This window comes from Streptomyces regalis (assembly GCF_001509475.1).
GTDB classification, from domain to species: domain Bacteria; phylum Actinomycetota; class Actinomycetes; order Streptomycetales; family Streptomycetaceae; genus Streptomyces; species Streptomyces regalis.
On sequence record NZ_LLZG01000231.1, the window covers coordinates 148,911 to 172,223 of the forward strand.

At 70.8% G+C, this 23,313-nt stretch carries 17 protein-coding genes and 1 pseudogene; 11 read left to right on the forward strand and 7 right to left on the reverse strand.

Annotated elements, in window-relative coordinates; all coding sequences use genetic code 11:
* The first annotated feature begins 46 nt into the window (after positions 1-46).
* Positions 47-661: a TetR/AcrR family transcriptional regulator gene (locus ADL12_RS23705; RefSeq protein WP_062704871.1), complete on the forward strand. Its 615-nt coding sequence runs from the start codon at positions 47-49 to the stop codon at positions 659-661.
* A 44-nt stretch (positions 662-705) separates the two neighbouring features.
* Complete coding sequence (locus tag ADL12_RS23710) at positions 706-1,269, forward strand: MBL fold metallo-hydrolase (RefSeq protein WP_062704872.1); 564 nt, start codon at positions 706-708, stop codon at positions 1,267-1,269.
* A gap of 70 nt (positions 1,270-1,339) precedes the next feature.
* On the opposite strand, the gene ADL12_RS23715 is transcribed toward ADL12_RS23710, so the two are convergent.
* Positions 1,340-2,131 carry an IclR family transcriptional regulator gene (locus ADL12_RS23715; RefSeq protein WP_062704874.1) on the reverse strand — a complete coding sequence of 264 codons (792 nt, stop codon included), beginning with the start codon at positions 2,129-2,131 and terminating at the stop codon, positions 1,340-1,342.
* Positions 2,132-2,268: 137 nt separating this feature from the next.
* On the opposite strand from ADL12_RS23715, the gene ADL12_RS23720 reads away from it, so the two are divergent.
* Positions 2,269-3,207, forward strand: coding sequence for a helix-turn-helix transcriptional regulator (locus ADL12_RS23720; RefSeq protein WP_062704875.1), 939 nt, complete (start codon positions 2,269-2,271; stop codon positions 3,205-3,207).
* 188 nt (positions 3,208-3,395) lie between these two features.
* On the opposite strand, the gene ADL12_RS23725 is transcribed toward ADL12_RS23720, so the two are convergent.
* The 5 genes from ADL12_RS23725 to ADL12_RS23745 form a co-directional block, all read right to left on the reverse strand.
* Positions 3,396-4,658, reverse strand: coding sequence for a beta-ketoacyl-[acyl-carrier-protein] synthase family protein (locus ADL12_RS23725; RefSeq protein WP_062704877.1), 1,263 nt, complete (start codon positions 4,656-4,658; stop codon positions 3,396-3,398).
* 19 nt (positions 4,659-4,677) lie between these two features.
* Positions 4,678-4,980 carry an acyl carrier protein gene (locus ADL12_RS23730; RefSeq protein WP_279617161.1) on the reverse strand — a complete coding sequence of 101 codons (303 nt, stop codon included), beginning with the start codon at positions 4,978-4,980 and terminating at the stop codon, positions 4,678-4,680.
* A 63-nt stretch (positions 4,981-5,043) separates the two neighbouring features.
* Entirely contained in the window at positions 5,044-5,853 is an 810-nt protein-coding gene (locus ADL12_RS23735) for an IclR family transcriptional regulator (RefSeq protein ID WP_159053263.1), read from the reverse strand.
* A gap of 156 nt (positions 5,854-6,009) precedes the next feature.
* Positions 6,010-7,032, reverse strand: coding sequence for a nitroreductase family protein (locus ADL12_RS23740; RefSeq protein ID WP_062704881.1), 1,023 nt, complete (start codon positions 7,030-7,032; stop codon positions 6,010-6,012).
* On the reverse strand, positions 7,029-9,287 hold the full coding sequence (locus ADL12_RS23745) for an MMPL family transporter (protein ID WP_062704883.1): 2,259 nt from the start codon (positions 9,285-9,287) through the stop codon (positions 7,029-7,031). The genes ADL12_RS23740 and ADL12_RS23745 overlap by 4 nt, the downstream gene beginning before the upstream one ends.
* 332 nt (positions 9,288-9,619) lie before the next feature.
* Here ADL12_RS23745 and ADL12_RS23750 point away from each other — a divergent pair, with 332 nt between their 5' ends.
* The 7 genes from ADL12_RS23750 to ADL12_RS23780 all read left to right on the forward strand — a co-directional run bounded on the left by ADL12_RS23750 (position 9,620) and on the right by ADL12_RS23780 (position 21,591).
* Entirely contained in the window at positions 9,620-10,345 is a 726-nt protein-coding gene (locus tag ADL12_RS23750) for a TetR/AcrR family transcriptional regulator (RefSeq protein WP_062704986.1), read from the forward strand.
* Positions 10,346-10,602: 257 nt separating this feature from the next.
* Entirely contained in the window at positions 10,603-15,312 is a 4,710-nt protein-coding gene (locus ADL12_RS23755) for a type I polyketide synthase (RefSeq protein WP_244188027.1), read from the forward strand.
* A gap of 104 nt (positions 15,313-15,416) precedes the next feature.
* Positions 15,417-16,535 (forward strand): Gfo/Idh/MocA family protein, encoded by a 1,119-nt coding sequence (locus ADL12_RS23760; protein ID WP_062704888.1) that lies wholly within the window; start codon positions 15,417-15,419, stop codon positions 16,533-16,535.
* A gap of 1 nt (position 16,536) precedes the next feature.
* The gene (locus ADL12_RS23765; protein ID WP_062704895.1) at positions 16,537-18,240 is read left to right on the forward strand and encodes an acyl-CoA dehydrogenase family protein; all 1,704 of its coding nucleotides are present in this window, start codon (positions 16,537-16,539) and stop codon (positions 18,238-18,240) included.
* A 198-nt stretch (positions 18,241-18,438) separates the two neighbouring features.
* The gene (locus tag ADL12_RS23770) at positions 18,439-19,473 is read left to right on the forward strand and encodes an AvrD family protein (RefSeq protein ID WP_062704987.1); all 1,035 of its coding nucleotides are present in this window, start codon (positions 18,439-18,441) and stop codon (positions 19,471-19,473) included.
* Positions 19,470-20,213, forward strand: coding sequence for an AAA family ATPase (locus ADL12_RS23775; protein WP_062704896.1), 744 nt, complete (start codon positions 19,470-19,472; stop codon positions 20,211-20,213). Before ADL12_RS23770 ends, ADL12_RS23775 begins: the two co-directional genes overlap by 4 nt.
* A gap of 247 nt (positions 20,214-20,460) precedes the next feature.
* Positions 20,461-21,591, forward strand: a complete 1,131-nt coding sequence (locus ADL12_RS23780; protein ID WP_062704897.1) for an NADH:flavin oxidoreductase — start codon at positions 20,461-20,463, stop codon at positions 21,589-21,591.
* A 354-nt stretch (positions 21,592-21,945) separates the two neighbouring features.
* Here ADL12_RS23780 and ADL12_RS50910 read toward each other — a convergent pair whose 3' ends face one another.
* The gene (locus ADL12_RS50910) at positions 21,946-22,737 is read right to left on the reverse strand and encodes a GNAT family N-acetyltransferase (protein WP_079052236.1); all 792 of its coding nucleotides are present in this window, start codon (positions 22,735-22,737) and stop codon (positions 21,946-21,948) included.
* 206 nt (positions 22,738-22,943) lie between these two features.
* On the opposite strand from ADL12_RS50910, the pseudogene ADL12_RS23790 reads away from it, so the two are divergent.
* Positions 22,944-23,290, forward strand: a pseudogene (locus ADL12_RS23790) (substrate-binding domain-containing protein); the annotation flags it as partial.
* Positions 23,291-23,313 lie beyond the last annotated feature (23 nt).

Genomic DNA, 23,313 nt, shown 5'->3' on the forward strand with positions numbered 1-23,313 from the left:
GGCCTTGCCGTCGCCCGTCGGAGGAGACATACGAAGAGGAGCCCTTGTGCCAAGGCCGCGCACCCCTCTGCTGGACCGCCGACGCATCGGCGCCGCAGCGCTGAGACTCGCTGACGAGCAGGGCGTCCTCACCATTCCCGCCCTGGCCAGAGCGCTCGGTGTCGCTCCCTCCGCGCTCTATCACCATGTGTCCGGCCGCGACGAGATCATCTCGCTGATGAGGGAAGAGCTGGCCCTGGAGGCCGGCCCCGACGACTGGGACTCGTCGCAGCCCTGGGAGCAGGCCCTGGAGACATGGGCCCGCACCTACCGCACAGCCTTCGCCGCGCACCCCGGGGCGGTACCCCTGCTCGCCACGGCGCCGCTGGCCGAACCCTTCATGCACGCGATGTACGAGAAGGTCGCCGAGCTCCTGCTGACCGCCGGATTCACCACCGGTCAGGTCATGCCCCTGATCAACGCGCTGGAGAGCTTCATCCTCGGCTCCGCCCTCGACCTCGTCGCGCCGCCCGTGATGGTCTCCGACGTGACCCGGGAGACCGCCCCCCACCTCAGCGCCGTACTCGACGACACCCCCACCGACCACCGCCGGGCCGAGCTCGCGTTCGACACCGGCCTGCGCGCCCTGCTCATCGGCTTCCGGGGGTTCCTTTCCCGGTGACCGGTGCGAACCGACACACCCACCACCGACATCAGGAGCCCGTCTTGACCGCATCGTTCCATGTCCTGACCACCGGCTATGCCGACGAGCGGGTGGCCGGCACCGTCACCCTGCTCGTCGACGGCGCGACCGTCGCGATAGTCGACCCCGGCATGGTCGCGGACCGCCGACTCATCCTGGAGCCGCTCGCGCACCGCGGACTCGCTCCCGAGGACGTCACCGACGTAATCTTCAGCCACCACCACCCGGACCACACGCTGAACGCGGCGCTGTTCCCCGAAGCCCGCTTCCACGACCACATGGCCATCTACCAGGACGACGTCTGGGAGGACCGCGACGCCGACGGATACCGGCTCTCCCCGTCGATCACGCTCATGACGACCCCCGGCCACACGGCGGAGGACGTCAGCACCCTGGTCACGGCCGACGAAGGCCTGGTGGTCCTGACCCATTTGTGGTGGACCGCCGAGGGGCCGGCCGACGACCCCTTCGCCCCCGACCGCGAGCAGTTGCGGGCGGCCAGGGCGAAGGTCCTGGCCCTCGGCCCGGCCCTGATCGTGCCGGGACACGGGGCGCCCTTCGCGCCGTCGTCGTCCACGCCCGTCTGACGAGGTGCCTGGGGCGTCCGGGCAACGCCAGGAGTGCGCACCCGGGTCCAGGTGGGCGGCGGGACGCCTGTCACGCGGTGGCGCCGGCCGCACGCCGGCCGGCGAACCGTATGTGCTGGGACACGGCGTCGGCCGTTGCGGACACCAGGGGCAGCAGCTTCGCCGGTCGGAACGTGTCCGCCTGTGCCACCACGCCGACCGCCGCGACCACGGTTCCGTCGGCGGTGCGCACGGGAAACGCGACGGCGCTGCACTCCGGGTCCGGCGTGCGGTGCGTCACCGCGTAGCCCTCGCGCCTGACCTTGGCCAGGGCCTGCCGCAGTGCCGGTCCATGGGTCAGCGTCGTCGGCGTGTACGCGCGCAGCGGCCCCGCGCAGACCTCGTTCTGGACGGCCTCGGCGGCGTGGGCGAGCAGGACCAGCCCCGTGGCGCTGGCGTGCAGCGGCACGCGGTCGCCTGACTCGGCGCAGGACATGAGGGCGTGGGGCCCGTTCACGGCGAACGAGAGGCAGAGTCCCTCGACGCGGTCGCGGATCACGAGCAACGCCCCGGCCGAGGTGCGGGCGTGGAGTTCCATCAGGTGCGGCTGAGCCACCTCGGCGAGCGGTGAGCAGCGCGGCGCCAGGGTCCCCGTCTCCCAGAGTCGCAAGCCGATGCTGTAGCCGCCCTCGTCGCTTCTCTCCAGGGCTCCCCAGCCGTGCAGCTTGTTCACGATGCGGTGTGCCGTCGCGAGCGGGAGCCCCGAACGTCGGCTGATATCGCTGAGTGTCAGGGTGCGGTTCTGCCGGTCGAATGCGCCCAGAACGCTCAGGGCGCGGTCGACGACCGAGCGTTCCGGCGTGCCGGCATGGGGCATGGTCATCCCGTCTGGTTCCTTTCATCTGCACGTGAGGCGAGCATGTCGACTCGTGCATGCGCCGGAGGTGGATCCGGCAACGGGCGGCCACCGCTATACTTCAATCTTCAAGAGGTGTGAGAAAGGTTGTTTCCGGAAGTCCTATGGTCGATTTCGCCTCATTGTCGATCCCCGTCGTTCCCTACACGCCGGTCTGCCGACCGGGAATCGGCATCGCAGTGACGTCTTACCGGGAACTGCTGACGTGGTCTTCGAAGGAGTTCCTCGCCGCCCCGCATCGGGTCGAATTCCACCAGATCCTGCTGGTCGATGAGGGTTCGGGAACTTTCTCACTCGACTCGACGCGCTTCGAGTACGGCCCTGGAAGCCTGTTGTGGATCCGGCCGAACCAGGTGATCCAGTCCGCACCGCAACCCGACCTGAAAGCCGACCTCGTCATGTTCACCGAGGCGTTCCCCCTGCGCATGAACCCCTTCATGGCGATGCTCGACGATGTGCTGCGGCCCTCGCACTGGAGGCTGAGGGAGGCCGAGCGGGCCGACCTCGGGCGCGTCCTCGACCTGATGCGGGACGAATTCCGGCGTGTCGACCAAGGGTTGGGGGAGGACATCCTCAAACACCTGCTGGCCGTCTTCCTGCTGGCCATCGATCGGATATGCAGGTTACGGCGCGAGAGTGACGCCCCGTTTGACGGCCATGCACGGGTCGACCTCGACAACGGCTGGGGCGAACTCTTCCTGAGATTCCGGCAGGAGGTGGACCGCTCTTACCGCACGACCCGCCGGGTGGAGGACTACGCCGCCGCGGTCAACTGCACGACCCGGGCCCTGGCCCGCGCGTGCCGGGCCGTGGCCGGCACCACCGCCAAGGATCTGATCGACGCCCGGGTGGCTCTGGAAGCGCGCCGCCTGCTCGCGCACACGCGCCTGCCCATCGCCGCCGTGGCCCGGCAGCTCGGATTCACTGAGGTAACCAACTTCACCAAGTTCTTCATACGCCGGGTCGATATGACGCCCGGGGCTTTTCGGCGCAGTCACAACGCACCTATTCAGCCACAGAGAAACGCCGCCCAATGGCTTTGAGACGACGTTACCGGCCGGTTGTTCACCGGCCGGTAACTAATTTCGCGCAGATCTACGCCCGTAAATTCACTGGTCTTTCCACTCTCCGGAAGGGCCGTTGATTACGATTCGGAGCTCTGGGGAGACTGTGATCTGCATGCTTCGGGCGGCCAATCCCGAAAGCAGCATCAGGCGGCAGCCACCGAAGTTCAGACCGTGCGGAAGGCGAGCACCACGTTGTGGCCGCCGAAACCGAACGAGTTGTTGAGGGCCGCGATCGGCCCGTCGGGGAGGGCCCGGGGCTCGTCACGGACGATGTCCGCCTCGACCTCCGGGTCGAGGACATCGATGTTGATGGTCGGCGGGGCGAGCCGGTGGTGCAGGGCGAGGACCGTCGCCACGGTCTCGACGCCACCGGCCCCACCGAGGAGATGCCCGGTCATGGATTTCGTGGCCGACACCGCCACATGCTCCATGGCGTCACCGAGCACCTTGCGCAGCGCCTTCACCTCGGCCACGTCGCCCTTGGGGGTCGACGTCGCGTGGGCGTTGACGTGCACGATCTCCGTCGGCTTCAGATCGCAGGAGTCCAGCAACCCGGTGAGCGCGGCGGCGATGCCCCGGCCGGTCGGCTCCGGTTGTGTGACGTGGTGGCTGTCGGCGGAGAGCCCTTGCCCGACGGCCTCCGCGTAGACGCGGGCACCGCGCCGCGCGGCATGCTCCGCCGCTTCGAGTACGACGATGCCGGAGCCCTCACCGATGACGAAGCCGTCCCGTGCCGCGTCGTACGGGCGCGAGGCCGCGGCCGGGTCCTCGTTGCGCTTGGACATCGCCATCATGTTGCCGAAGCCGGCCATGTTGAGCGGGTGGATCGCCGCCTCCGTGCCGCCGGCGACCACGATGTCGGCCCGGCCCGTGCGGATCATGTCGATGGCGTATCCGACCGACTCGGAGCCCGAGGCGCACGCGCTGACGGGTGAGTGCACCCCGGCCCGGGCATTGAGGTCCAGTCCGACGTTGGCACCCTGCGTGTTGGGCAGCATCATCGGGATGGTGTGGGGGGAGACCTTGCGAACACCCTGGTCCCGGAGGATGTCGTACTGCTGGAGCAACGACGTCACCCCTCCGATGGCGGAGGAGATGACCACGCCGAGCCGGTCGGGGTCGACGGAGCCGTCTGTGCCTGCCGGGGCGGTGAAGCCCGCGTCGGCCCACGCCTCGCGCGCCGCGATCAGGGCGAACTGGGTGGAACGGTCGAGCTTGCGGGCTTCGGTCCTGGACAGGTGCTCGGTGGGCTCCACCGCGATCTCCGCGCCTATCCGCACCGGGGTCTCGGCGGCCCATGCGTGCGTCAGCAGCCGCACTGCGGAGCGGCCGGCCAGCAGCCCCTGCCACGTGGTCGGACTGTCACCGCCCAGCGGTGTGGTCGCTCCGACTCCGGTCACGACCACCTTGCGATCTGTCGAGTGCATGAGAATCACTCCAAAGTCGTCAGCGGTTGGCGAGGATGTAGTCGATGGCGTCGCTCACGGTCTTCATCCGGCCGGCGGCCTCGTCCGGGATGGTGACCCCGAACCTCTCCTCCGCGGCGACCACGACCTCGACCATGGACAGGGAGTCGACGTCGAGATCGTCGGCGAAGGACCTGTCGGGCAGAACCTCGTCGGGTGCGACTCCGGCGATCTCGTTGACGATGGTGGCCAGGCCGCTGAGGACTTCTTCCTGTACGGCGTTCATGTGCGTCTCCTCTACTCGTGATGGCGTTGCTCTCGGTAAGCCGGCTTCTGTGGGCAGGGCGGCATGGGTCCCTGGGGGGGGGCTTCAGCTCGCGGGGCGGGGCGTCGGGACGTGCGGGCTCTACGCGCCGGCGTCCTGGGTCCGTGCGGCGCGGGGCCGGGCTGCTCGCGCGGGCGTCGGTGGTGCTCCGCTCCGGGGCGCCCGGAGGGGAGCGAGGTTCCGGGAGATCTGCCGGGCGGCCGCCATCAGGGGGCCGACGGTGCGCCGGACGTGCTCGACGGTCTCACTGCCGGTGATCAGACCGACGGCACCCACGACGACCCCATTGCCGTCACGGATCAGCGTGGCGATCTCCACGACCCCCTGCAGCAACTCGCCGTGGGACACGGCGAACCCCTGCCGCCCGGCCTTCTCCACGAGGCCGCGCAGGGCGGAGGGGTCGGTGACGGTGCGCTCCGTGTACCGGCGCAGGCCGCCGACGTAGATCTCTTCCTGGACGGTGGAGCCGGCGTCGGAGAGGAGGACTCTTCCGCAGGCCGTGGCATGGAGGGGGAAGCGGTGCCCTCTGGACCACGACCGGTGCAGCGGCCTGACGCCGCCCGAGACGCTCTCCAGGCAGATTCCTTCGTTTCCGTCCCGCACGGAGAGCAGGACGGCGCAGCGTGTCACGGAACGCAGCTCGAACATGGACGGGATGGCTGCTCCGCGTAATGCGGAATGTCTGGGGGCCAGCAGGGAGATTTCCCAGAGTCGGACACCGATGGTGTATTTATTGCCCTCCGCGCGTTCCAGAGCTCCCCAGGAAACGAGTTTCGATACAATACGGTAGGCGGTGGCCACCGGTATTCCTGACCGCCTGCTGATCTCGCTCACGGTCAGCGTCGCCTTGCCGACGTCAAAGGCGCCCAGGACGCTCAGAGTGCGCTCCACGACCGAACGATCCGCCGGGGTGTCTGAGGTGGACATTCGACGGCACCCCCCTTCTTCATGTTTTCTTGTCTGTCGAACAGCAGAAACACTGCCACCGGGAATCAGGGTCCTGTCCGCCCGGTCCGGTGGATGCCGAAGCGGGCGGACAGGAGGAATTCACGAGGGCATGTCCTCCGTCCGCTCGCGGCGAGGATGGCGGGGGCGTCCCGAGGGATCGGTCGCGGGATAGCCCACCCGGAAGAAGACCAGCGGACGCTCCCCGTCCCGGGCTCCGCACAGCCGGGTCAGGTCGTCGACCGTGTCGGGACAGTCGATGACGTGGCTCTGCGGATGGACGTAGATCCCCTCCCGGAAGAGGTCCAGCCAGAGCCGGGTCACCAGCCGGCCGGCCTCGACCTCGCTCGCCGGATCGTCCTCCTTGCCGAGGACGACCATGACGACACCGTCGCCACTGGTCGCGCTGGAGGACAGGACGGTGAGCAGCCGGACGAGTCCCAGCGGGCGCAGCGCCCGGTACACGACAGGGGCGAAGAACATCCGCATGGCCGCGGCTTCGGCCTTGCTCAGGACCAGCATCACGTCGTTGAGCCCGTCCCGCCGGTAGTCGGGGTGGCGCGGGCTGAGCCTGGCCCAGGCCAGCAGCTCGGCGGCGATCCCGGCATCGCCGAAGAACCAGTGGTAGGCCCGGACGAGGAGCGGCCGGGCGGCATCCGTGGGCACGACGGCCACCCGGAAACCGGCCGTCTCGGCGGTCTCCAGGGACCGGTCGATGGTGGGCCGAGGCACCTGCTCGGGTGTCCAGGACCCTCGCCATACGCGCCGCGCCTCGACGTCGGCCACCGAGCGGGTGCTCGGTTCGAGCCATGCGTCGGGCACGATCCGCCCCACCCGGGCGGCGGTGGTGTCGTGGTCGGGCTCGAAACGCAGGGCGATTCCGGCCTCGGCAGCGCAGATCAGCAGGGTCTCGATATAGGTCCCCAGCGACAGCCTGAGGTCCCGGTGCGACGGGTCACTGGGGCCCAGCGCGTACTCCGTGCGCCAGCCGACCTCGATGTGGTCGGGGCGGTACCGCAGGTCCCAGGGCTGGGTGTTGTGGGCGTTCGCGGCCCGGGCCGCGGTGACGGCGACCTCGCGAAGACGGGCGAGGGGGTATGTGGATGCGCTCTCGGTCTCGGTCACGGCCGCGATCCCGTCGTCTGAGGCTCGGTTGCGGAGGTGGGGTGCGGGGTGGGGGCCGGTGCCGGTTCCTCCTCGGCGGACTCCCTGATGCCGAACCGGCGGTGGAGCGCCTTGAGCGGGGCCGGAGCCCACCAGTTGTAGGGGCCGACGGCGCGCATGAAGGCCGGCACCAGCACCCCGCGCACCAGGACGGCGTCGAGGACGATGGCGAGCCCGGTGGCCAGGCCGTACATCTTGATCAAGGAGACACCGGAGCTGAGCATGGCGAAGAAGGACACCGCGAGGATTGCCGCGGCGGCGGTGATGACGGGGCCACTCGCGCCGAGTCCCTCGCGTACGGAGCTCTCCAGCCGGCCGGTCCGGTCGTGGCGTTCCTTGATCCGGGCGACGAGGAAGACCTCGTAGTCCATGGACAGGCCGAAGGCGATGCAGAACATCAGCACCGGCATGGACACCGCCAGCGGCGACGGGGTGAAGCCGAGCAGGCCGGACAGGTGGCCGTCGACGAAGATCCAGACCGCGACGCCGAGGATGCCGAGGAGGCTGAACGTGTTGAACACCAGCGCCTTGACGGGCATCAGCACGCTGCCGGTCAGCAGGAAGAGGAACAACAGGCTCAGCACGCTGATCAGGATGATGGCCAGGGGCAGTTTGGCCGCGATGGAGTGGGTGATGTCCACCAGCTGGGCCGCCTGACCCCCGACCAGAACCTCGCTGCCGCCGGGCGGTTCGACCGCGCGGACGTCCCGGGCCAGGTCGCCGCCCTTCTCGGAGTACGGGACCACGTCCGTCTGGACCTGGAGCCGGACCGCGCCCCTGTCCCGGAAGGCAGCGGCCGTCCGCGGGTCGAGCGCGGTGATCTGGGAGCCGTCCTGGAACACGCCGGCGGCGCTGACGACCCGGGTGACGCCGGCGGTCCCGGAGAGGTCCGCGGAGTACCTCTCCAACTCGGCCTCCGTTCCCTTCCACTTCTCGGAGACCACGTTCAGCGCGCGGTCGTCGCCGACGCCGAAGTCGTCGCGCACGGCCTCGGTGACCAGACGGCTCTCGGAGCCGGTGGGCAGCACCCGCTCGTCCGGTACGCCGAACTGCGCGCCGGCGAACGGCACCGCCATGATCAGCAGCAGGGCGATCACCGGGGTGGCGAACAGGGCCGGGCGCCGGAAAGCGAGGCCCGCCATGCGGCCCCAGAAGGTCTCCGCGGCAGGGATCGACCGGGTGCGCCGACGACGGCCGAGAGCGTCGATCCTGTCGCCGAGCAGGACCAGGGACGCGGGCAGCAGGAACAGGGAGCCGAGGACGGCCCACAGCACCACCGCGATGCCCGCCAGTGCGAAGGAGCGCAGGAAGTACTGGTCGAAGACGAGCAGCGTGGCGAGGGCGGCGCCGACCACGCCACCGCTCACGGCCACCGTACGGCCGGCGGTCGCGCGGGTGATGCGCAGCGCTTCGGCGTTGCTGCGACCGGCCGCGCGTTCCTCCCGGTAGCGCGTGACGATCAGCAGGCTGTAGTCGACCGAGAGGCCGAGGCCGAGCGCGGTGATCAGGTTGACGGCGAAGACCGACACGTCGGTGAAGTGCGCGGCGACGTTGACGGCGGCCAGCGCCCCGACGATGGTGAGCACGGCCAGGAGCATCGGCAGCAAGGCGGCGATCAGCCCCCGGAAGACGATCACGAGCAGCAGCAGGGTGATCGGGATCGCGATGGTCTCAGCCGCGATGATGTCCTTCTCGACCTGCTTGTTCATGTCGTTGTTGATCGCGGTGATGCCGCCGAAGGACACCCGGACCGCACCGTCGGGGTCCGACAGTTCCTCGTGCAGATCGTCGGCGGTCCGCATGCTCTCGTTCTCGTCGCCGTCGACCCGGACGAGGATCAGTCCCGCGTCACCGGAGCGCAGGCTCTTGTCGCGCGTGTCGAAGTAGGAGGCGACCACCCGGGTGCCGGATGTGCCGGAGATCGTCTTGTCGATGACGTCGGCCTCGGCACGGGCCGCGGCGCCGTCTGCTCCGTCCTCGGGGTCCTCGACCAGGATGACGAGATTGGGCTGGCTGCCGGGAAAGGAGCGTTCCAGAGCCTCGGCGGCGGCCACCGAGTCGGAGTGCGGGTCGTCGAACCCGCCGGACTTCAGATTGGCCAGCACACCGGCGCTCGCGGCGCCGGCGACCAGCAGGAACAGTAATCCGGCGAGAAGCGTGAACCAGGGGCCGCGGCGGTTCTTCCTGTCGCTCCCGGACGGCACCGAAGTGACCATCACACGGGGTTCCTTTCTTCAGCTGTGCCCATGAGCCGGTCAGAAGTCGGCCCGGGGCTGAGGTCGGTCGAACGGGGAGTGGCTGCAACGGGACCGACGGCCGGATGCGGGTGAGAAGCACGGCGATGTGCTGTGGACGCGGGCCGAGCGGCCGCCTGTCAGCCGCTGAACACGGCAAACGGGGGCGTGATGAGCACCCTTTCGGAGAGCAGTGCTCTATCCGGAGAGCAGTGTTACAGCGAACACTGCTTCAGTGCAAGAGCACTGTTCTCTGAATGAGAGCAGTGCTCTCCTACTTGGGCAGTGCTCTCGTCAGTGGCAGACTGCTCTCCATGGGAGTCATCCAAGGAGCCAAGGAGCGGGCCCGCGCCGAGGTCGCCGGCGCCATCAAGGACCAGGCGCGCATGCAGCTCGCTGCCGAGGGTGCGGCGCGACTCTCGCTGCGTGCGGTCGCACGCGAGCTGGGGATGGTCTCGTCGGCGCTCTACCGCTACTTCCCGAGCCGGGACGATCTGCTCACGGCGCTCATCGTCGACGCGTATGACGCCATCGGCGAGGCTGCGGAGTCCGCCTTCGTCAAGGCCGGGGCCGCGGATCCGCTGCACGCCTGGGGTGGGGTCTGCCGCGCCGTGCGCGGCTGGGCGCTGGCTCATCCGCACGAGTACGCGCTGATCTACGGTTCGCCCGTGCCCGGCTACGCCGCCCCGCAGGACACCGTGGCCCCGGCCTCCCGGGTTGCCCTGGTCCTGCTCGCGGTGGCGGAGGCCGCCCATGAGGCCGGCGCCCTCACCGAGCCGGACCTTCCGGCGGCGGACTGCGACTCGGTCGTCGCCGAGGAGATCCGCCAACTGCTCGAACAGCCCGACCGCACCCTTCCGGCAGCGGTCGCGCCGCGGCTGGCCGCCGCCTGGGCGCAGCTCTTCGGCCTGATCAGCTTCGAGGTGTTCGGGCAGTTCAACCAGGTGATCGACGACCGCGACACCCTCTTCGAGAAGACGGTCGTCGCGCTTGCCCACCAGGTCGGTCTGCGCTCCACGGGGTCGGGCGCCGGGACCTGACCTGCGCGCAGGGAAGGCGAGTTCCTCTTTCCTTGCACCGCCCCGGATCGCTTTCTCACCTGCCGGCAATCTTCCGGTCGACTGGAATCTGATCTTCACCCGTTCCACAGGTATCGAACAGGTTTCCTTTTCACTGGTTGAGAAGGCGACTTGCGCACGCTCCGCAACCGAGGTCAAGCTCTCTGCTGTCGGCGCCATTGGCGGGCACTTGCACTTCGCCGCCCGCATTGCTGGGCGTCGAGCCATTTTCGCAATCGATGCGGATCGAGGTAGCGTTCGTGGCTGGTATGGCTATTGTCGGCATGTCGTGCCGATTTCCCGGAGCCGCCAATGTCGGCGAGTTCTGGAAACTCCTGGTGAATGCCGAGCCACAGTTCTCGGCGGTCCCCGCGAATCGCTGGGACCACTCCGCCTACTATCGGCCGGGCGATTTCAGGGAACCGCACGGTGTCTACACCGACCAGGTCGCGTTCCTGCCGGAGGTCGACCGGTTCGCGCCCGCCCATTACGGCATTCCGCCCCGCAGGGCCCGCACGATGGACCCGCAGGCGAAACTGTTCGTGGACCTGGCGCGGGAGGCGCTCCAGGACGCCGGCTGGGAACGCAGCGGGTTCGACCGGGCCCGGACGGGTGTCTTCGCCGGGGTGACCTCGCTCGACCACCGGGACATCAGCGTGTCCCGCATCACCGCGAACCTGCTGGCGGACGGCTCGTTCCACGACGGTGAGAGCGACCCGGAGCTGCTGGCCCGGCTGCACGAGGCGACCGATTCCTCCCTGATGCCCATGAACTCCTTCACCATTCCCGGTGCTCTGGCCAACATGGTCCCCTGCACGGTGAGCGAGGTCCTCGACCTGGGCGGCCCCTCCGTCTCCCTGGACGCGGCCTGCTCCTCGGCACTCGTGGCGCTGGACGCGGCGGTGCGGAGCCTGCGCTCGGGCGCCTGTTCCATCGCTCTCGTGGGCGGCGTGTACATCAGTCTGTCGCCGACGCCCCTGGTCGGTTTCGCCCGGTCCGGCGCGCTGTCCCGCCAGGGTGTGTGCCGGCCGTTCGACGAGCGTGCCGACGGATTCGTGCTCGGCGAGGGCGGGGCGACACTTGTGCTTCGCCCGGTGGAGGACGCCCTCGCGGCAGGCGACCGCATCTACGCCGTCATCACCGGCGTCGGGTCCGCCAACGACGGCCGGGGCGGCGGTCCGATGACCCCGCAGGCCCAGGGGCAGCTCGCCGCCCTGCGCGCCGCCTACCGGGACGCCGGGATCGCCCCGGGGCAGATCGACCTGCTGGAGGCGCACGGCACGGGCACGCCCGTCGGCGACCGGACCGAGATCGAGGCGATCGGGCTGCTGCGCTCCGAGTCGGGCTCCTGTGAGCCGTGCTATGTCTCCTCCTCCAAGGCGCTGATCGGGCACACTCTGTCCGCGGCCGGGGCGGCGGGACTGGTGAAGGCGGCGCTCGCCGTCCACCACGGCGTCGTACCGCCGCAGCCCGCGGAGATCCGGGTCAACGGCACGCTGGACCTCGGCGCGTCGGACCTGCGGCTCACCACGACCGCACAGGAGTGGCCGCATGACGGCCTGCGCCGGGCGGGGGTCAGCTCGTTCGGCTTCGGTGGGACGAATGTGCATGCCGTCCTGGAAGGCGCTCCGGCGGCTGTGCCCGCCCGCGGAGGAGAGGACCGACTGCCGGACGAGCCCTGGCTGTTCCTGTTCTCCGCCGGGTCCGTCCCGGACCTCGCCCGGCACGCCGACGATGTCCGCAGGTCGGTTGCCGCGGACCTGGAGGCCACGCCCGCCGAGGTGGCCCACACCCTCGCCCGTCGTGAACTGCTCACCGCCCGCCTCGCGTTCGTCGCCGCGACCCGAGAGGAACTGCTCGACCGGCTCCAGGTCGCCGCAGGGCGGTTGGCGGACGGGGCGCTCGGGGAGCTGGCGCCCGGCATCCACGCGGCGGCGCGGCCACTGCCCGCCGAGGAGCGCCGCATCGCCTTCGCCTTCCCGGGCCAGGGCTCGCAGCGTCCCGGCATGCTCGCGGACCTGGTCCGTCGGTTCCCCTCGCTGGCGGGGCGCGCGGCCGAACTGGCCGCCGTGACCGCCGATGAGTCCGAGACGGTGCCGCAGGCGCTGCCCCGGCTGCTCTGGGAATCGCACGACGCCGACGACAGCGATGCGCAGGCCGCCCTGACGGTGACCGACATGTGCCAGCCGGCGCTGGGCATCACGGGTGCCGGCACCGTCGAACTGCTCGCCGCCTGCGGCATCCAGCCCGATGTCGCGGTCGGCCACAGCGTCGGTGAGTTCCCCGCCGCGGTCGCGGCCGGGGCGTTCGCCGCCCCTGATGCTGTCAGGTTCATGACTCGTAGGGGTGCGGCGCTGGCTACGGCCGTACCGTCCGGAACCGGCGCCATGCTCGCCGTACAGGCACCCCTCGCCGAGGCCGAGCGGCTGGCCCAGTCCGTGGAAGGGGTCTGGCCCGCCTGCTACAACCACGAGGGCCAGCTCGTGTTCAGCGGCAGCGCCGAGACCGTGGAGGCGTTGCGTGCCCACTGCGCGGAACAGGGCGTCGCCGCGGTCCGGCTGCGGGTCTCGCACGCCTTCCACTCGCCCCTGGTCGCTGCGGCCGACGAGGCGATGGCCGAGACCATCGCGGGCCTTGCGCTGACTGAACCCACCCGCACCTTCATCTCCGGCGTCAGCGGCCAGGAGTGCCGGGAACCGCAGGAGATCAAGCACCTGTGGTCCCGCCACAACACCGCCCCCGTACGGTTCACCGACGCCGTGCGATCGGTGGCCGCGACAGGCGCCCGCTTCCTCGTACAGGTCTACGGCGGCGACACCCTTCTGCGCATGGCCGGACGCAGCGAGGCAGGCGCGGAGCTGGAACTGGTTCCGCTGACGACGGGCCGGTCGGACCACGGCCGCGCCTTCCTCACCGCGCTCGGCCGGCTCGCCGTGGCCGGGGCGCCGCTGGACCCGGCCGTGCTCCTCCCCGCAGAGGGCGGACGGCTGCTGTCCCTTCCGCCGTCCCCCCTTCAGACGTCGGTGTACACCGTCCGTACCGGCACGGGCCGTACCAAGCGGCGCGTGGTGATCCCGAGCCCCGCCGCGACGACCGCGACCGAACCGTCCGGCACCCGCGTCCCCGAGCCGAGCCTTCGCACGGTCATTCCCTCCCCCCTTGCCACCTCCCCGATCGGAGAGCCGAGGATGAGCGGTCTCATCGAGTTCCTGCACGCCCAGGTGTCCCTGCTCCAGTCCTTCGACCCGGCCGGCCGGAACCTGCCGTCGGCTGCCGTCCCGACGATGGCCGTGCCCGTCGGGGAACGGATCGAGGAGAGGCTGCCCGAGGCCGCGCATGCGGGACGGGCACTTCAGACGGCGTCCGTCGAGCCCCCCGCGGCACCGGTCGTGGCCGGCTCCGACGAGGTGCGGGCGGCGGTGTATGCCGGGATAGCCAAGGTCAGCGCCTACCCCGAGGAGTTCCTGCGCCCCGAGCAGGTCTTCGCCACCGACCTCGGGTTCGACTCCATCATGCTGGCGGAGCTGGCCACCCGGCTGCGCAGCAAGTGGCCGGACCTTCAGGTGAAGGCCGCGGAGATGATGGACATCGCCACGATCGGCGATCTGGTCAGGACCATCGAGGACCGCCTCGGCGTGCAGCCCATGGCGGAGATTCCCGCGCCGCGGACACCGGTCGCACAGCAGGGGCCCGAGATCGGCCCCGCCGTACCCGCCGGGCGATCCGATACGGGCGTAGACCGTCGCGAGGCCGCCGACGTCCGGGTGTTCCCGGAGGTCCTCGCCTCACTGGAGCGCAAGCGCACAATCGAGGCGTCCGGCGTCGTCAACCCGTACTTCCTGCCGCACGAGGGCACCATCCGGGACACCACCCGGGTCGGTGAGCGCGAGCTGATCTCGTTCTCCAGCTACAACTACCTGGGCCTGTCGGGGCATCCGGCGGTCGCTGCGGCGATCCAGGACGCCGTCGAACGCTACGGCTCCTCGGTGTCCGCCGCCCGCATCCTCTCCGGCAACCGCCCGCTGCACGAGGAACTCGACCGGGGCCTTGCCGAACTCGTCGGCGCTCAGGACGCCGTGAGTCTGGTCAGCGGGCACGCCACCAACGTCACGGTCATCGGGCACCTGATGGGACCCGAGGATCTGATCCTGCACGACTCCCTCGCGCACGACAGCATCATCCAGGGCTGCCGCCAGTCGGGCGCCGCCCGGCAGCCCTTCCCGCACAACGACCTCGTGGCCCTCGACCGCATCCTCAGCCATGTACGGGAGAACTACCGGCGGGTGCTGGTCGTGGTGGAGGGCGTGTACAGCATGGACGGCGACACCGCCGACCTGCCCGCACTCATCGCCGTCAAGCAGAAGCACGATGCCCTGCTCATGGTGGACGAGGCCCACAGCATCGGCGTCATGGGCAAGACCGGCGGCGGCATGGCCCAGTTCTCCGGGGTCAACCCGGACGACGTGGACGTGTGGATGGGCACCCTGTCCAAGTCGCTGGCCAGCTGCGGCGGTTACGTGGCCGGGCGACAGGAGCTGATCGAGCACTTCCGGTACACCCTGCCGGGCTTCGTGTTCAGCGCGGGTCTGCCTCCCGCGTCCACCGCGGCCGCGCTCACCGCGCTGCGGCTGATCCGCGAGGAGCCCGAGCGGGTCACCCGACTGCACGACAACGCGGCGCTTTTCCTGCGGCTCGCGGCCGAGGCAGGCGTCGACGTGGGCACCAGCGAGGGCACCCCGGTCGTGCCCGCGATCACCGGCGACTCCGACAAGGCGCTCCGCCTCGCCGACCGCCTCTACACCCGCGGTGTCAGCGCCAACCCGATCCTGCACCCGGCGGTGGAGGAGCGCCTCGCCCGGCTGCGGTTCTTCATCACCTCCGAGCACACGGAGGAGCAGATCACCACCGCGGTCCGCATCCTCGGCGAGGAACTGGCCGCGCTCTCCTGACCCACCCCGAACGGCACCGGGGCGGGCCGGCCGATTCCCCCGCCGTCGGCTCCGCCCCGGTGCACCCCGCACTCCGTCCCGTCCCCCAGACGAGGGAAGAAGCCATGACCGAACCGATCCGCGTAGGTGTCATCGGCGCCGGCACCGAGCGGGGCTGGGCCAGGATGTCGCACCTGCCGGCCCTGACCGCCCTGCCGGACTACGAGATCACGGCGGTCGCCACCACCCGCTCCGGCAGCGCCCGCCGTGCCGCCGAACACTACGGAGCCGCCCACGCCTTCACCGACCCGGCCCGGCTGAGCGGCCACCCCGACGTGGACCTGGTCGTCGTCGCGGTGAAGACGCCGGACCACGCCGAGCTCGTCCTGCCGGCCCTGGATGCGGGCAAGCACGTCTACTGCGAGTGGCCGCTCGCGCGCACCACCAAAGAGGCCGAGGTGATGGCCGCGGCCGCCGGGAAGGCCGGCGTCCACCACGCGGTCGGCCTCCAGGCCCGGCACGCGCCCGCGGTCCGCCACGCCCGCCGGCTGCTCACCTCCGGCGCCATCGGCCGGGTCACCGGGGTGAACGTGTATGCCGCGCGGGCCAAGGGAGCGGGCGGCACCGTCACCTCCGACTCCGTGTACACGCTCGACCGGCGCAACGGCGCCGGGACCCTGGAGGTCGCCGGCGGGCACACGCTGGATCTGGTGGAGTTCCTGTGCGGGGCCATCGGCCGGCTCTCGGCCTCCCTGTCCGTCCAGCAGCCCAGGCTGACCGTCTCCGACACCGCCGAGAGCATCGGCGCCACCACCGCCGACCACATCGTCATCGGCGGGTTCCTGGTCACCGGCGTCCCCGTGTCGGTGCACATCCACGACGGCAAAGCCGGCCACGCCCGCACCCGCTTCGAGTTCTCCGGCACCCGCGGCAGCCTCGCCCTCGTCTCCGAGGGGCCCGCCGCGGGACACGGCATCCAGGTCGGCGACATCCGCCTGTACGGGGCGGACGGCGCCGCGGACGGCCGGCGGGAAGTGCCCGTGCCACCGACGTGCCGTACGGCGGTGGACGTACCCGACACCGCCGTACGCAACGTGGCGGAGCTGTACACCGCGCTGGCCCGGGACATCCGGACCGGCACGCGCACCGTGCCCGACTTCGAGGCCGCTTTGGGACTGCACCTGCTCCTCGACACGGTCCGGTCCGCCGACCAGGCCGCCGCGAGCCAGGTCCGGGAGGCATGAGATGACCGTCCAGGCTTCCGCGGAGCGCCCTGCGACGGGTGCCGCGCCGACCTTCCTGACCGCCCTGACCAGCGGCCGCCCGGCGTTCGACGCCTGGCGCGGCGCATCCCCGCCGCACAGCGCCGAACAGCCGGCGGAGGTGGCACGGCTCCTGGCCTTCCTCGACACCGAGGCCGACCCGGACGCCGTCGACCGAGAGGGAGAGATCGCCCCGTCCCTGATCGCGCGCCTGAAGGACCTCGGCGCCTTCCGGCTGGCGGCGGGCAAGGACCTCGGCGGGCTCGCGCTGTCGCCGTACGAGGTCTTCCGGGTCGTCGAGGCGGTCGCGTCCCGGTCCACCGCGATCGGCTTCATGCTCGCCGTCCACAACGGCATCGGGGTGGGTACGTCGCTGCTGCCGACGCTGCCGCACGGCTCACTGCGCGACCTGATCCGGCGCCGTACCACCGAAGGCATGATCTCCGGCTTCGCGGACGCGGAGCCCGCCGGACAGGGCAACCAGTGGCCGACGACCACCGCGGACCCGACCCCCGACGGCTCGGCGTATGTACTCAGGGGCGACAAGCAGTTCATCAGCAACGGACCCGTCGCCGACCTGCTGGGCGTCAGCGTGACCGTACGGGAGGAGGACGGCCCCAGAGTCGGCCTGGCCGTGGTGGACACGCGGGCCCCCGGCTTCGAGGTACGGGCCGGACTGGAGTACCTGGGTGTACGGGGGCTGCCCAACGGCTGGCTGCGCCTGAACGGGGTGACCATACCCAGGGACCATGTGGTGACGGTTCCGCAGGGCGACCCCCGGCACACTCCCCGGCTGGCGTCGGCCGTCCTGACCGCCCGGATGCTCATCCAGGCGGCCCCGGCACTCGCCATCGCCCGCAATTGCCTGCGCTGGTCACGGGAGTTCGTGGCACGTCGGCGCATCGACGGCATCGGCCTGGGGGAGTACGACCTCACCCAGCGCACGCTCGCGGCCAACGCGGCAGAGGTACGCGCCATGGACGCGGTGGTCCGCTGGAGTCTGGGCGCCCCGGCACCCGACGACCGCTGGCTCGAACGCATGGCCGCCCGCAACTTCTGCACCGAGGCGTGCACCCGGGTCGTGGACCGCACGGTCTCGCTCCTGGGCGGCGAAGGGCTGGAGACCGTCCGCTCGAAACGCCGGCGCGGAGCACTGCCCGTACCGCTGGAGCGGGCGTTCCGGGATGCCCGGATGCTGCGGACGGCCGGCGGTGTCGACGACCGGGTCGACATGCAGGCGGGCCAGGCCCTCCTCGCGCGCATCGCGGACGCGCCCCCGCCTGCCGCCGCACACGACGCCTCCCCGGGTCCGCTCGCGGCCACCGAGAACTTCTCTGCGCGCAACGCCCGTCACCTGCAGGCCCTGCACGAGGACCTGGCCCGCTTCCCGGTCGCCTGCCGTGAGGTCGCCGCCCTCGTGGCGGGGGAGCGGGAGCAGTCCGCCCAGCAGTTTCCGCTGCTGCTGCTCGGCCGGATCGCCCGCGAACTGTTCGGCACGGCGGCGGTCCTCGCCGCGGCCGAGGGCGACGGGCACCAGCGGCTCACGGACGTTCACTGCACGGCCGCACGGTTCCGGCTGCGCGACCTGTGGGCGCGCCTCGACGCCCCGGACCACCCGGACCACGCCGGCATCGCCGGTGCGGTGCTCTCCCGGGACCGGCACGTGGACGACCTGCTCGGCCTGTGATCCCGCCCGTCGACCCGACAGGGGGCCCGACATGCACGCCGCCACTCCTCCACCCCCGTCCCTTCCACGCCCGCCCGCGGCTCCTGCCCCGACAGCCCCGGCCACGCCCCTGCTCTCCTCCTACGAGATGTTCCACAAGCTGATGGCTGCTCCTTGGGCGAGCCGTCGGCCCGCGCGGATCGCCCCTACGAGTCGCTCGTGACGGGCCCGAGGGCGACCCGGCTGGTCGTCCCCGCAATCGACGACTATCTCGGCCCCGGTGAGCGCCGCTACTTCGGCGGCGGCTTCCGGCGCGTGCGGCAGCGGCTGGCGGCCATCAGTGTCGTCGGCCGGGCCGAGTCCACCGAGGCGACCGCCCGTGCGTCCGTGAGCTACCCGTCCGACTGGTCCGCGAAGGGCACCGGCACCGAACTCGTCCCCCACCTCAGCAGCGTCGACGCCCTGGTGCTGGGAGCGCAGCTGGCCGAGATCCTGCTCGGCCACGCCTACCGTCTCGACGCCGGTGCCCGCTCGCGGATGTGGCTGCGGAGCGTCCGGATGCGGGCCGGTGCCCATCCGCAGGAGGACCTCGACCGCCTCGCCGTGCACGGCGTCGCCCGTCCCGCCGAGTCGGTGCACGTCACGGACGGCCTGCGCGTCTCCCCGATCCGGTTCCGCATCGGCTCGATGGAGGTCTGGTGCGAGGTCCAGCACGAGGTGTCGGGCGGATACCGGCCCGACGGCGCGCAGACACGCCACGCGAGTGTCGAGGAGGCCCTGGGGGAGCCGCACCGGCGGTACTTCGCCGAGCTGTTCCGACACCGCGGCCAGCACGTCACGGGCCTCACCGTCGACCGGGAGTCCGGACGGGTCGACGCCACCGCCCACATCACGCCCGCACCCGGCGAAAGCCCCCTGCGCTCCACCGGCCTTGAGGCGGCCTACGCGCCCAGCGCGTCCATGATCGATGCGATCACCGTCATGGGCCAGCTCGCGCAGGTCCTGCTGTACGAGATCGACGGCCTCGACCGCAGCGACAGCAACACCCTCTGGCTGCGCCAGGCAGCCCTGTCCACGCGCCTGCCGCTGCGCCCGCTGGATCACGCGTTCCCCGTGCACGCGCGGATCGAGGACACCCGCGTGCTGTCCATCGCCGACGACACCTGGCGGGTCTGCGATCTCGGCTACGCGTTCCACGGCATCACCGGAGGCTTCTCCGTGGCACACCGACTACCGAACCGAGGGCTGCGATGACGACGACAGGGTTCACCCCCACGACAGCCGTGCCGAGCAGGACGGGCACGAAGCGACTGGCCGTCTCCGGCACGTACAGCACGGGCAAGACCACGACGACCATCGCGCTCTCCCACCTCACGGGAATACCGCGCACCCACGCCCGGACCATGCGCGAGATCCTCGCCGACGTGCTGCCGGACAAGCGCCTGGAGGAGTGCACGGCGTCCGAGCTGATCCAGCTCGGCATCCGCCGGTTCACCGAGCGCGCCGTGCACGAGTCCCACCTCGCCGGCGGCTTCCTCTCCGACGGCTCGTCGCTGCACGAGTGGGTGTACGGCAAGGTCCGCGTCCGCGCCGGGATCCATCCCACCGACGGCTACGAGGCGGGTGAGGCGGCCCCGGACTTCTACGAGGAGGTGATCGACGGCATGGGTGCGGTGCTGAAGGATCACGCGCGGCGGGCCTACGACGTCTTCATCCATCTGCCGGTGGAGTTCGACCTGGTCGCCGATGGGCACCGGCCGGTCTCCGAGCGGTTCCGGGAGATGTCCGACGAGCTGCTGCGCGGCACGCTCGACGAGCTCCGGATCCCGTACCACGTCGTCGGCGGCACCATCGAACAGCGGCTCGCCACCATCGTCGACATCTTCGGACTGCCCGCGTTGATGAGCCTGGAGCGCGCCGTGGAACTGGCTCGCAGCGAGACGGCCGACGGCTATCGGCAGGTCTCCGCTGCTGCCGCGCGCCGCTCCGCGTGACAGTGCGATGAGCTGCCGAGCCCTGCCGGTGGCCGCCGGCGTACGGAAACTGCCTGCGGTGATCCTCCCGGCCCGAGTGCACCGGCTTCTGGAGCCGCGCCCCACGTGAGCACCGGCTCCTGACGCCATGGCCCGTGAGAGCAACCGCCCCCTGAGCCCATCGCCCCGCATGCATGACCGCGCAGCTGACGACGGGGCTTGCACACAGCCAGAACCCCCCTGCCCCGACAACTCCGAGGGAGTCCCCATGTCCGGCACTACCAGCCCCGCTGCCCGAACCGCCGTGCCCGCGCCCGCCGCTTCCGTACCCGCGGTGTCGCCGCTGTTCCGCCCTTTCACGGTGGGTGGGTTGAGCCTGCCCAACCGGATCGCCATGGCGCCGATGACCCGGAACTTCTCGCCGAACGGCGTGCCCGGTCCTGAGGTCGCCGAGTACTACGCGCGACGGGCCCGGGGCGGCGTCGGCCTCATCGTCACCGAAGGGACGGTCGTGGGCCACGCCGCCTCCGCCCCGGCCACCACCGTGCCGCGCTTCCACGGCGAGGACGCCCTCGCGGGCTGGGCCGGGGTCGTGGCTGCCGTGCACGCGGAGGGTGGCCGGATCATCCCGCAGCTGTGGCACGCCGGCCTGGAACGCAAGGGCGACGGCGTACCCGATCCGCAGGTGCCCGCCGCAGGGCCCGCCACGCTCTCCGAGTCCGACATCGCCGAGGTGGTCGCCGCCTTCGGCCGGGCCGCCGCGGACGCCAAGCGGCTGGGCTTCGACGGTCTTGAACTGCACGGCGGACACGGTTACCTGATCGACCAGTTTCTCCGTCCCGAGTCCAACACCCGCACCGACGGATACGGCGGTGACCTCGGAGGCCGCACCCGGTTCGCCGCCGAGGTGGTGGCAGCGTGCCGGGCGGCGGTGGGGTACGACTTCCCGATCTTCCTGCGGATCTCCCAGTGGACCGTCGGCGACTTCGGCGCTCGGCTGGCGGCCACGCCCGACGAGCTTGAACTGCTGCTGGGCCCGCTGATCGAAGCGGGTGCCGATGTCATCGACTGCTCGACCAGGCGCTTCTGGCTGCCGGAGTTCGCCGGTTCCGACCTCTCCCTCGCGGGCTGGGTGAAGAAGCTGACCGGCCTGCCGACGGTCGCCGTCGGTTCGGTCGGGCTCGACGACAGCGAGTTCCAGAGCGCTCTCATCGAGGGCAAGGGCGCGGCGAACGGTTCCCTGGACCGCCTGGTGGAGCTGATGGAACGGGACGAGTTCGACCTCGTGGCCGTCGGGCGCCTGCTGCTCTCGGACCCGGAATGGGTGGCCAAGATCCGCGAGGGCCGCCACGCCGAGCTGCGCCCATTCTCCGCCGAGGCCCTGCTGAGCCTGGTCTGAGGCGGTTCCGGTCATGCGGGAAGGATCTCCTCATGCGGGAAAGGTCTCCACAGCCATTCAGCTGTGGAGACCCTGTGCACCGCAGGGTTCCTGGCCCGGCCGGAACCCGGGAGTCCCCCGGTGTCCGGCCGGCGCCCGGTACGCCCACGCGCTGCGCCGTGTCGGCTCGGGCGCGTCCCGCCTGGGATCGCGCGTCGTGGACCACCCGTCCACCGGCGCGGCGCCGCCAACTCGTTCGGCTCGTACAGGGGACGAGGTGCGCGGTTCGCCTTGATCCGGATAGGCAGGGCCGCCCGCTCCAACCTCCGCTTCCAAGACCGGCGCGTCGCCGACCTCGAAGCGCAGATCGCCGACTCAACGGTGCACTGAATCACCTCGGCCGAGCTCAGGCGGCGGTCTCACCGGCCAAGGCCGGGTGAGACCGCCGTCGCCGAGGCGGAGGCTGAGCTGGGAACCCAGCTCCTGGAAGCCCAGCGCAAGTGCCACACGTCTTGACGGATGCGGCCGTGCTCTCCATTGCGGAAGCAGCCCAGCGTCCAGTGCATGCGCCACCGCCGCAGACGCCACGGCCCGCGCCAGCCCCCGGCCTCGATGACCCGGCGCAACCAGCACGCTCAGGTGAGCAACCGACTGCGGCCAAGCTTGATAGCCGGCCGCGGCAACCACGTCTTTACTGTCACGGAGGACGAATGCGGGAGAGGTGATGTCCTCCAAGCCGCTTTCGCCGGCGTCCTCTTCACCAGCACGGGCCAGGAGAGCGGCCAGCTCATCGTCGCCGCACATCACCTCCTCGACAGCGGCGCCTCCTTGCGCAGGCAGGAAGTCGGCGCGGTCGAGATAGAAGAGGGACGCAGGACCAAGTACGTCGAGGACGGGCAACACCTCACGCAAGCGGTCCTCGTCGACGAACTCCTCATCGGACAGCGTGCTTGAAACGCCCGCCATCAGCTTGGCGATCTGTACGCTCGGCACGGTGACGATCCTGGCTCCGCCGAGGACCACGATCCCTGTCCACAACGGCGGACACAACCGCGAGCCAGGGGAGACCACAATGTTCGCCCCGCTCGAGGAAGAGAACTCCACTGGCTTCACCGCCAGTTCTGTCCAAAGCTCCCGGGCCCGGTCAAGCAAGAGATCGCTAGTCATGGTCGTATCGTGTCCGGCCCCACGCCCCAGGACGACTGATTTGCAACGGGGCAGGGGCCCGAGGCGCCCTCCCTCTGCGATGCCTCGCGCACCACGCTTCCGCTCGCGTCACGACGACCACACGAACGAGCGACAACAACGATCCCAACTCGCCGACACGGACATGTAGTCGACGACCGTGGCCAGGTGTACACGAACGACTGCCGGCGGCTCTCGCGGAAGCCGGGCTGCCGTTGGAACCCCACCTGGTGGTGAAGACCCAGCTCACGCGCGAGCACGGGTACGCCGCAGCGCGGGAGCTGCTGTCCCGCCCCGATCGTCCCACCGCCGTGTTCACCGCGAACGACATGCAGGCGCTCGGTGTCTACCAGGCCGCACGCGAGCTGGGCCTGCGCATCCCGCACGAACTCAGCGTCGTGGGCTTCGACGACGTACCGGCCGTGGCGAGCTGGCTCTGGCACTCGGTCGGGGTAAGGAAGTGCCGCAGGTGGGACTGGAGATCGCGACCACGCTCACCGTCCGGGAGAGCACGGCGCCGCCGAAGGAGGAGTGAGCGCACGGGGGGGGTGCCCCGGC

What these genes read in the sequence shown, in the direction of transcription:
- ADL12_RS23715 (WP_062704874.1), bottom strand. Translation starts at nt 2,131, where the DNA reads ATGACCATGCCCCATGCCGGCACGCCGGAACGCTCGGTCGTCGACCGC.
- ADL12_RS23720 (WP_062704875.1), top strand. Translation starts at nt 2,269, where the DNA reads ATGGTCGATTTCGCCTCATTGTCGATCCCCGTCGTTCCCTACACGCCG.
- ADL12_RS23725 (WP_062704877.1), bottom strand. Translation starts at nt 4,658, where the DNA reads ATGCACTCGACAGATCGCAAGGTGGTCGTGACCGGAGTCGGAGCGACC.
- ADL12_RS23745 (WP_062704883.1), bottom strand. Translation starts at nt 9,287, where the DNA reads ATGGTCACTTCGGTGCCGTCCGGGAGCGACAGGAAGAACCGCCGCGGC.
- ADL12_RS23750 (WP_062704986.1), top strand. Translation starts at nt 9,620, where the DNA reads ATGGGAGTCATCCAAGGAGCCAAGGAGCGGGCCCGCGCCGAGGTCGCC.
- ADL12_RS23755 (WP_244188027.1), top strand. Translation starts at nt 10,603, where the DNA reads ATGCGGATCGAGGTAGCGTTCGTGGCTGGTATGGCTATTGTCGGCATG.
- ADL12_RS23760 (WP_062704888.1), top strand. Translation starts at nt 15,417, where the DNA reads ATGACCGAACCGATCCGCGTAGGTGTCATCGGCGCCGGCACCGAGCGG.
- ADL12_RS23765 (WP_062704895.1), top strand. Translation starts at nt 16,537, where the DNA reads ATGACCGTCCAGGCTTCCGCGGAGCGCCCTGCGACGGGTGCCGCGCCG.
- ADL12_RS23775 (WP_062704896.1), top strand. Translation starts at nt 19,470, where the DNA reads ATGACGACGACAGGGTTCACCCCCACGACAGCCGTGCCGAGCAGGACG.
- ADL12_RS23780 (WP_062704897.1), top strand. Translation starts at nt 20,461, where the DNA reads ATGTCCGGCACTACCAGCCCCGCTGCCCGAACCGCCGTGCCCGCGCCC.
- ADL12_RS50910 (WP_079052236.1), bottom strand. Translation starts at nt 22,737, where the DNA reads ATGACTAGCGATCTCTTGCTTGACCGGGCCCGGGAGCTTTGGACAGAA.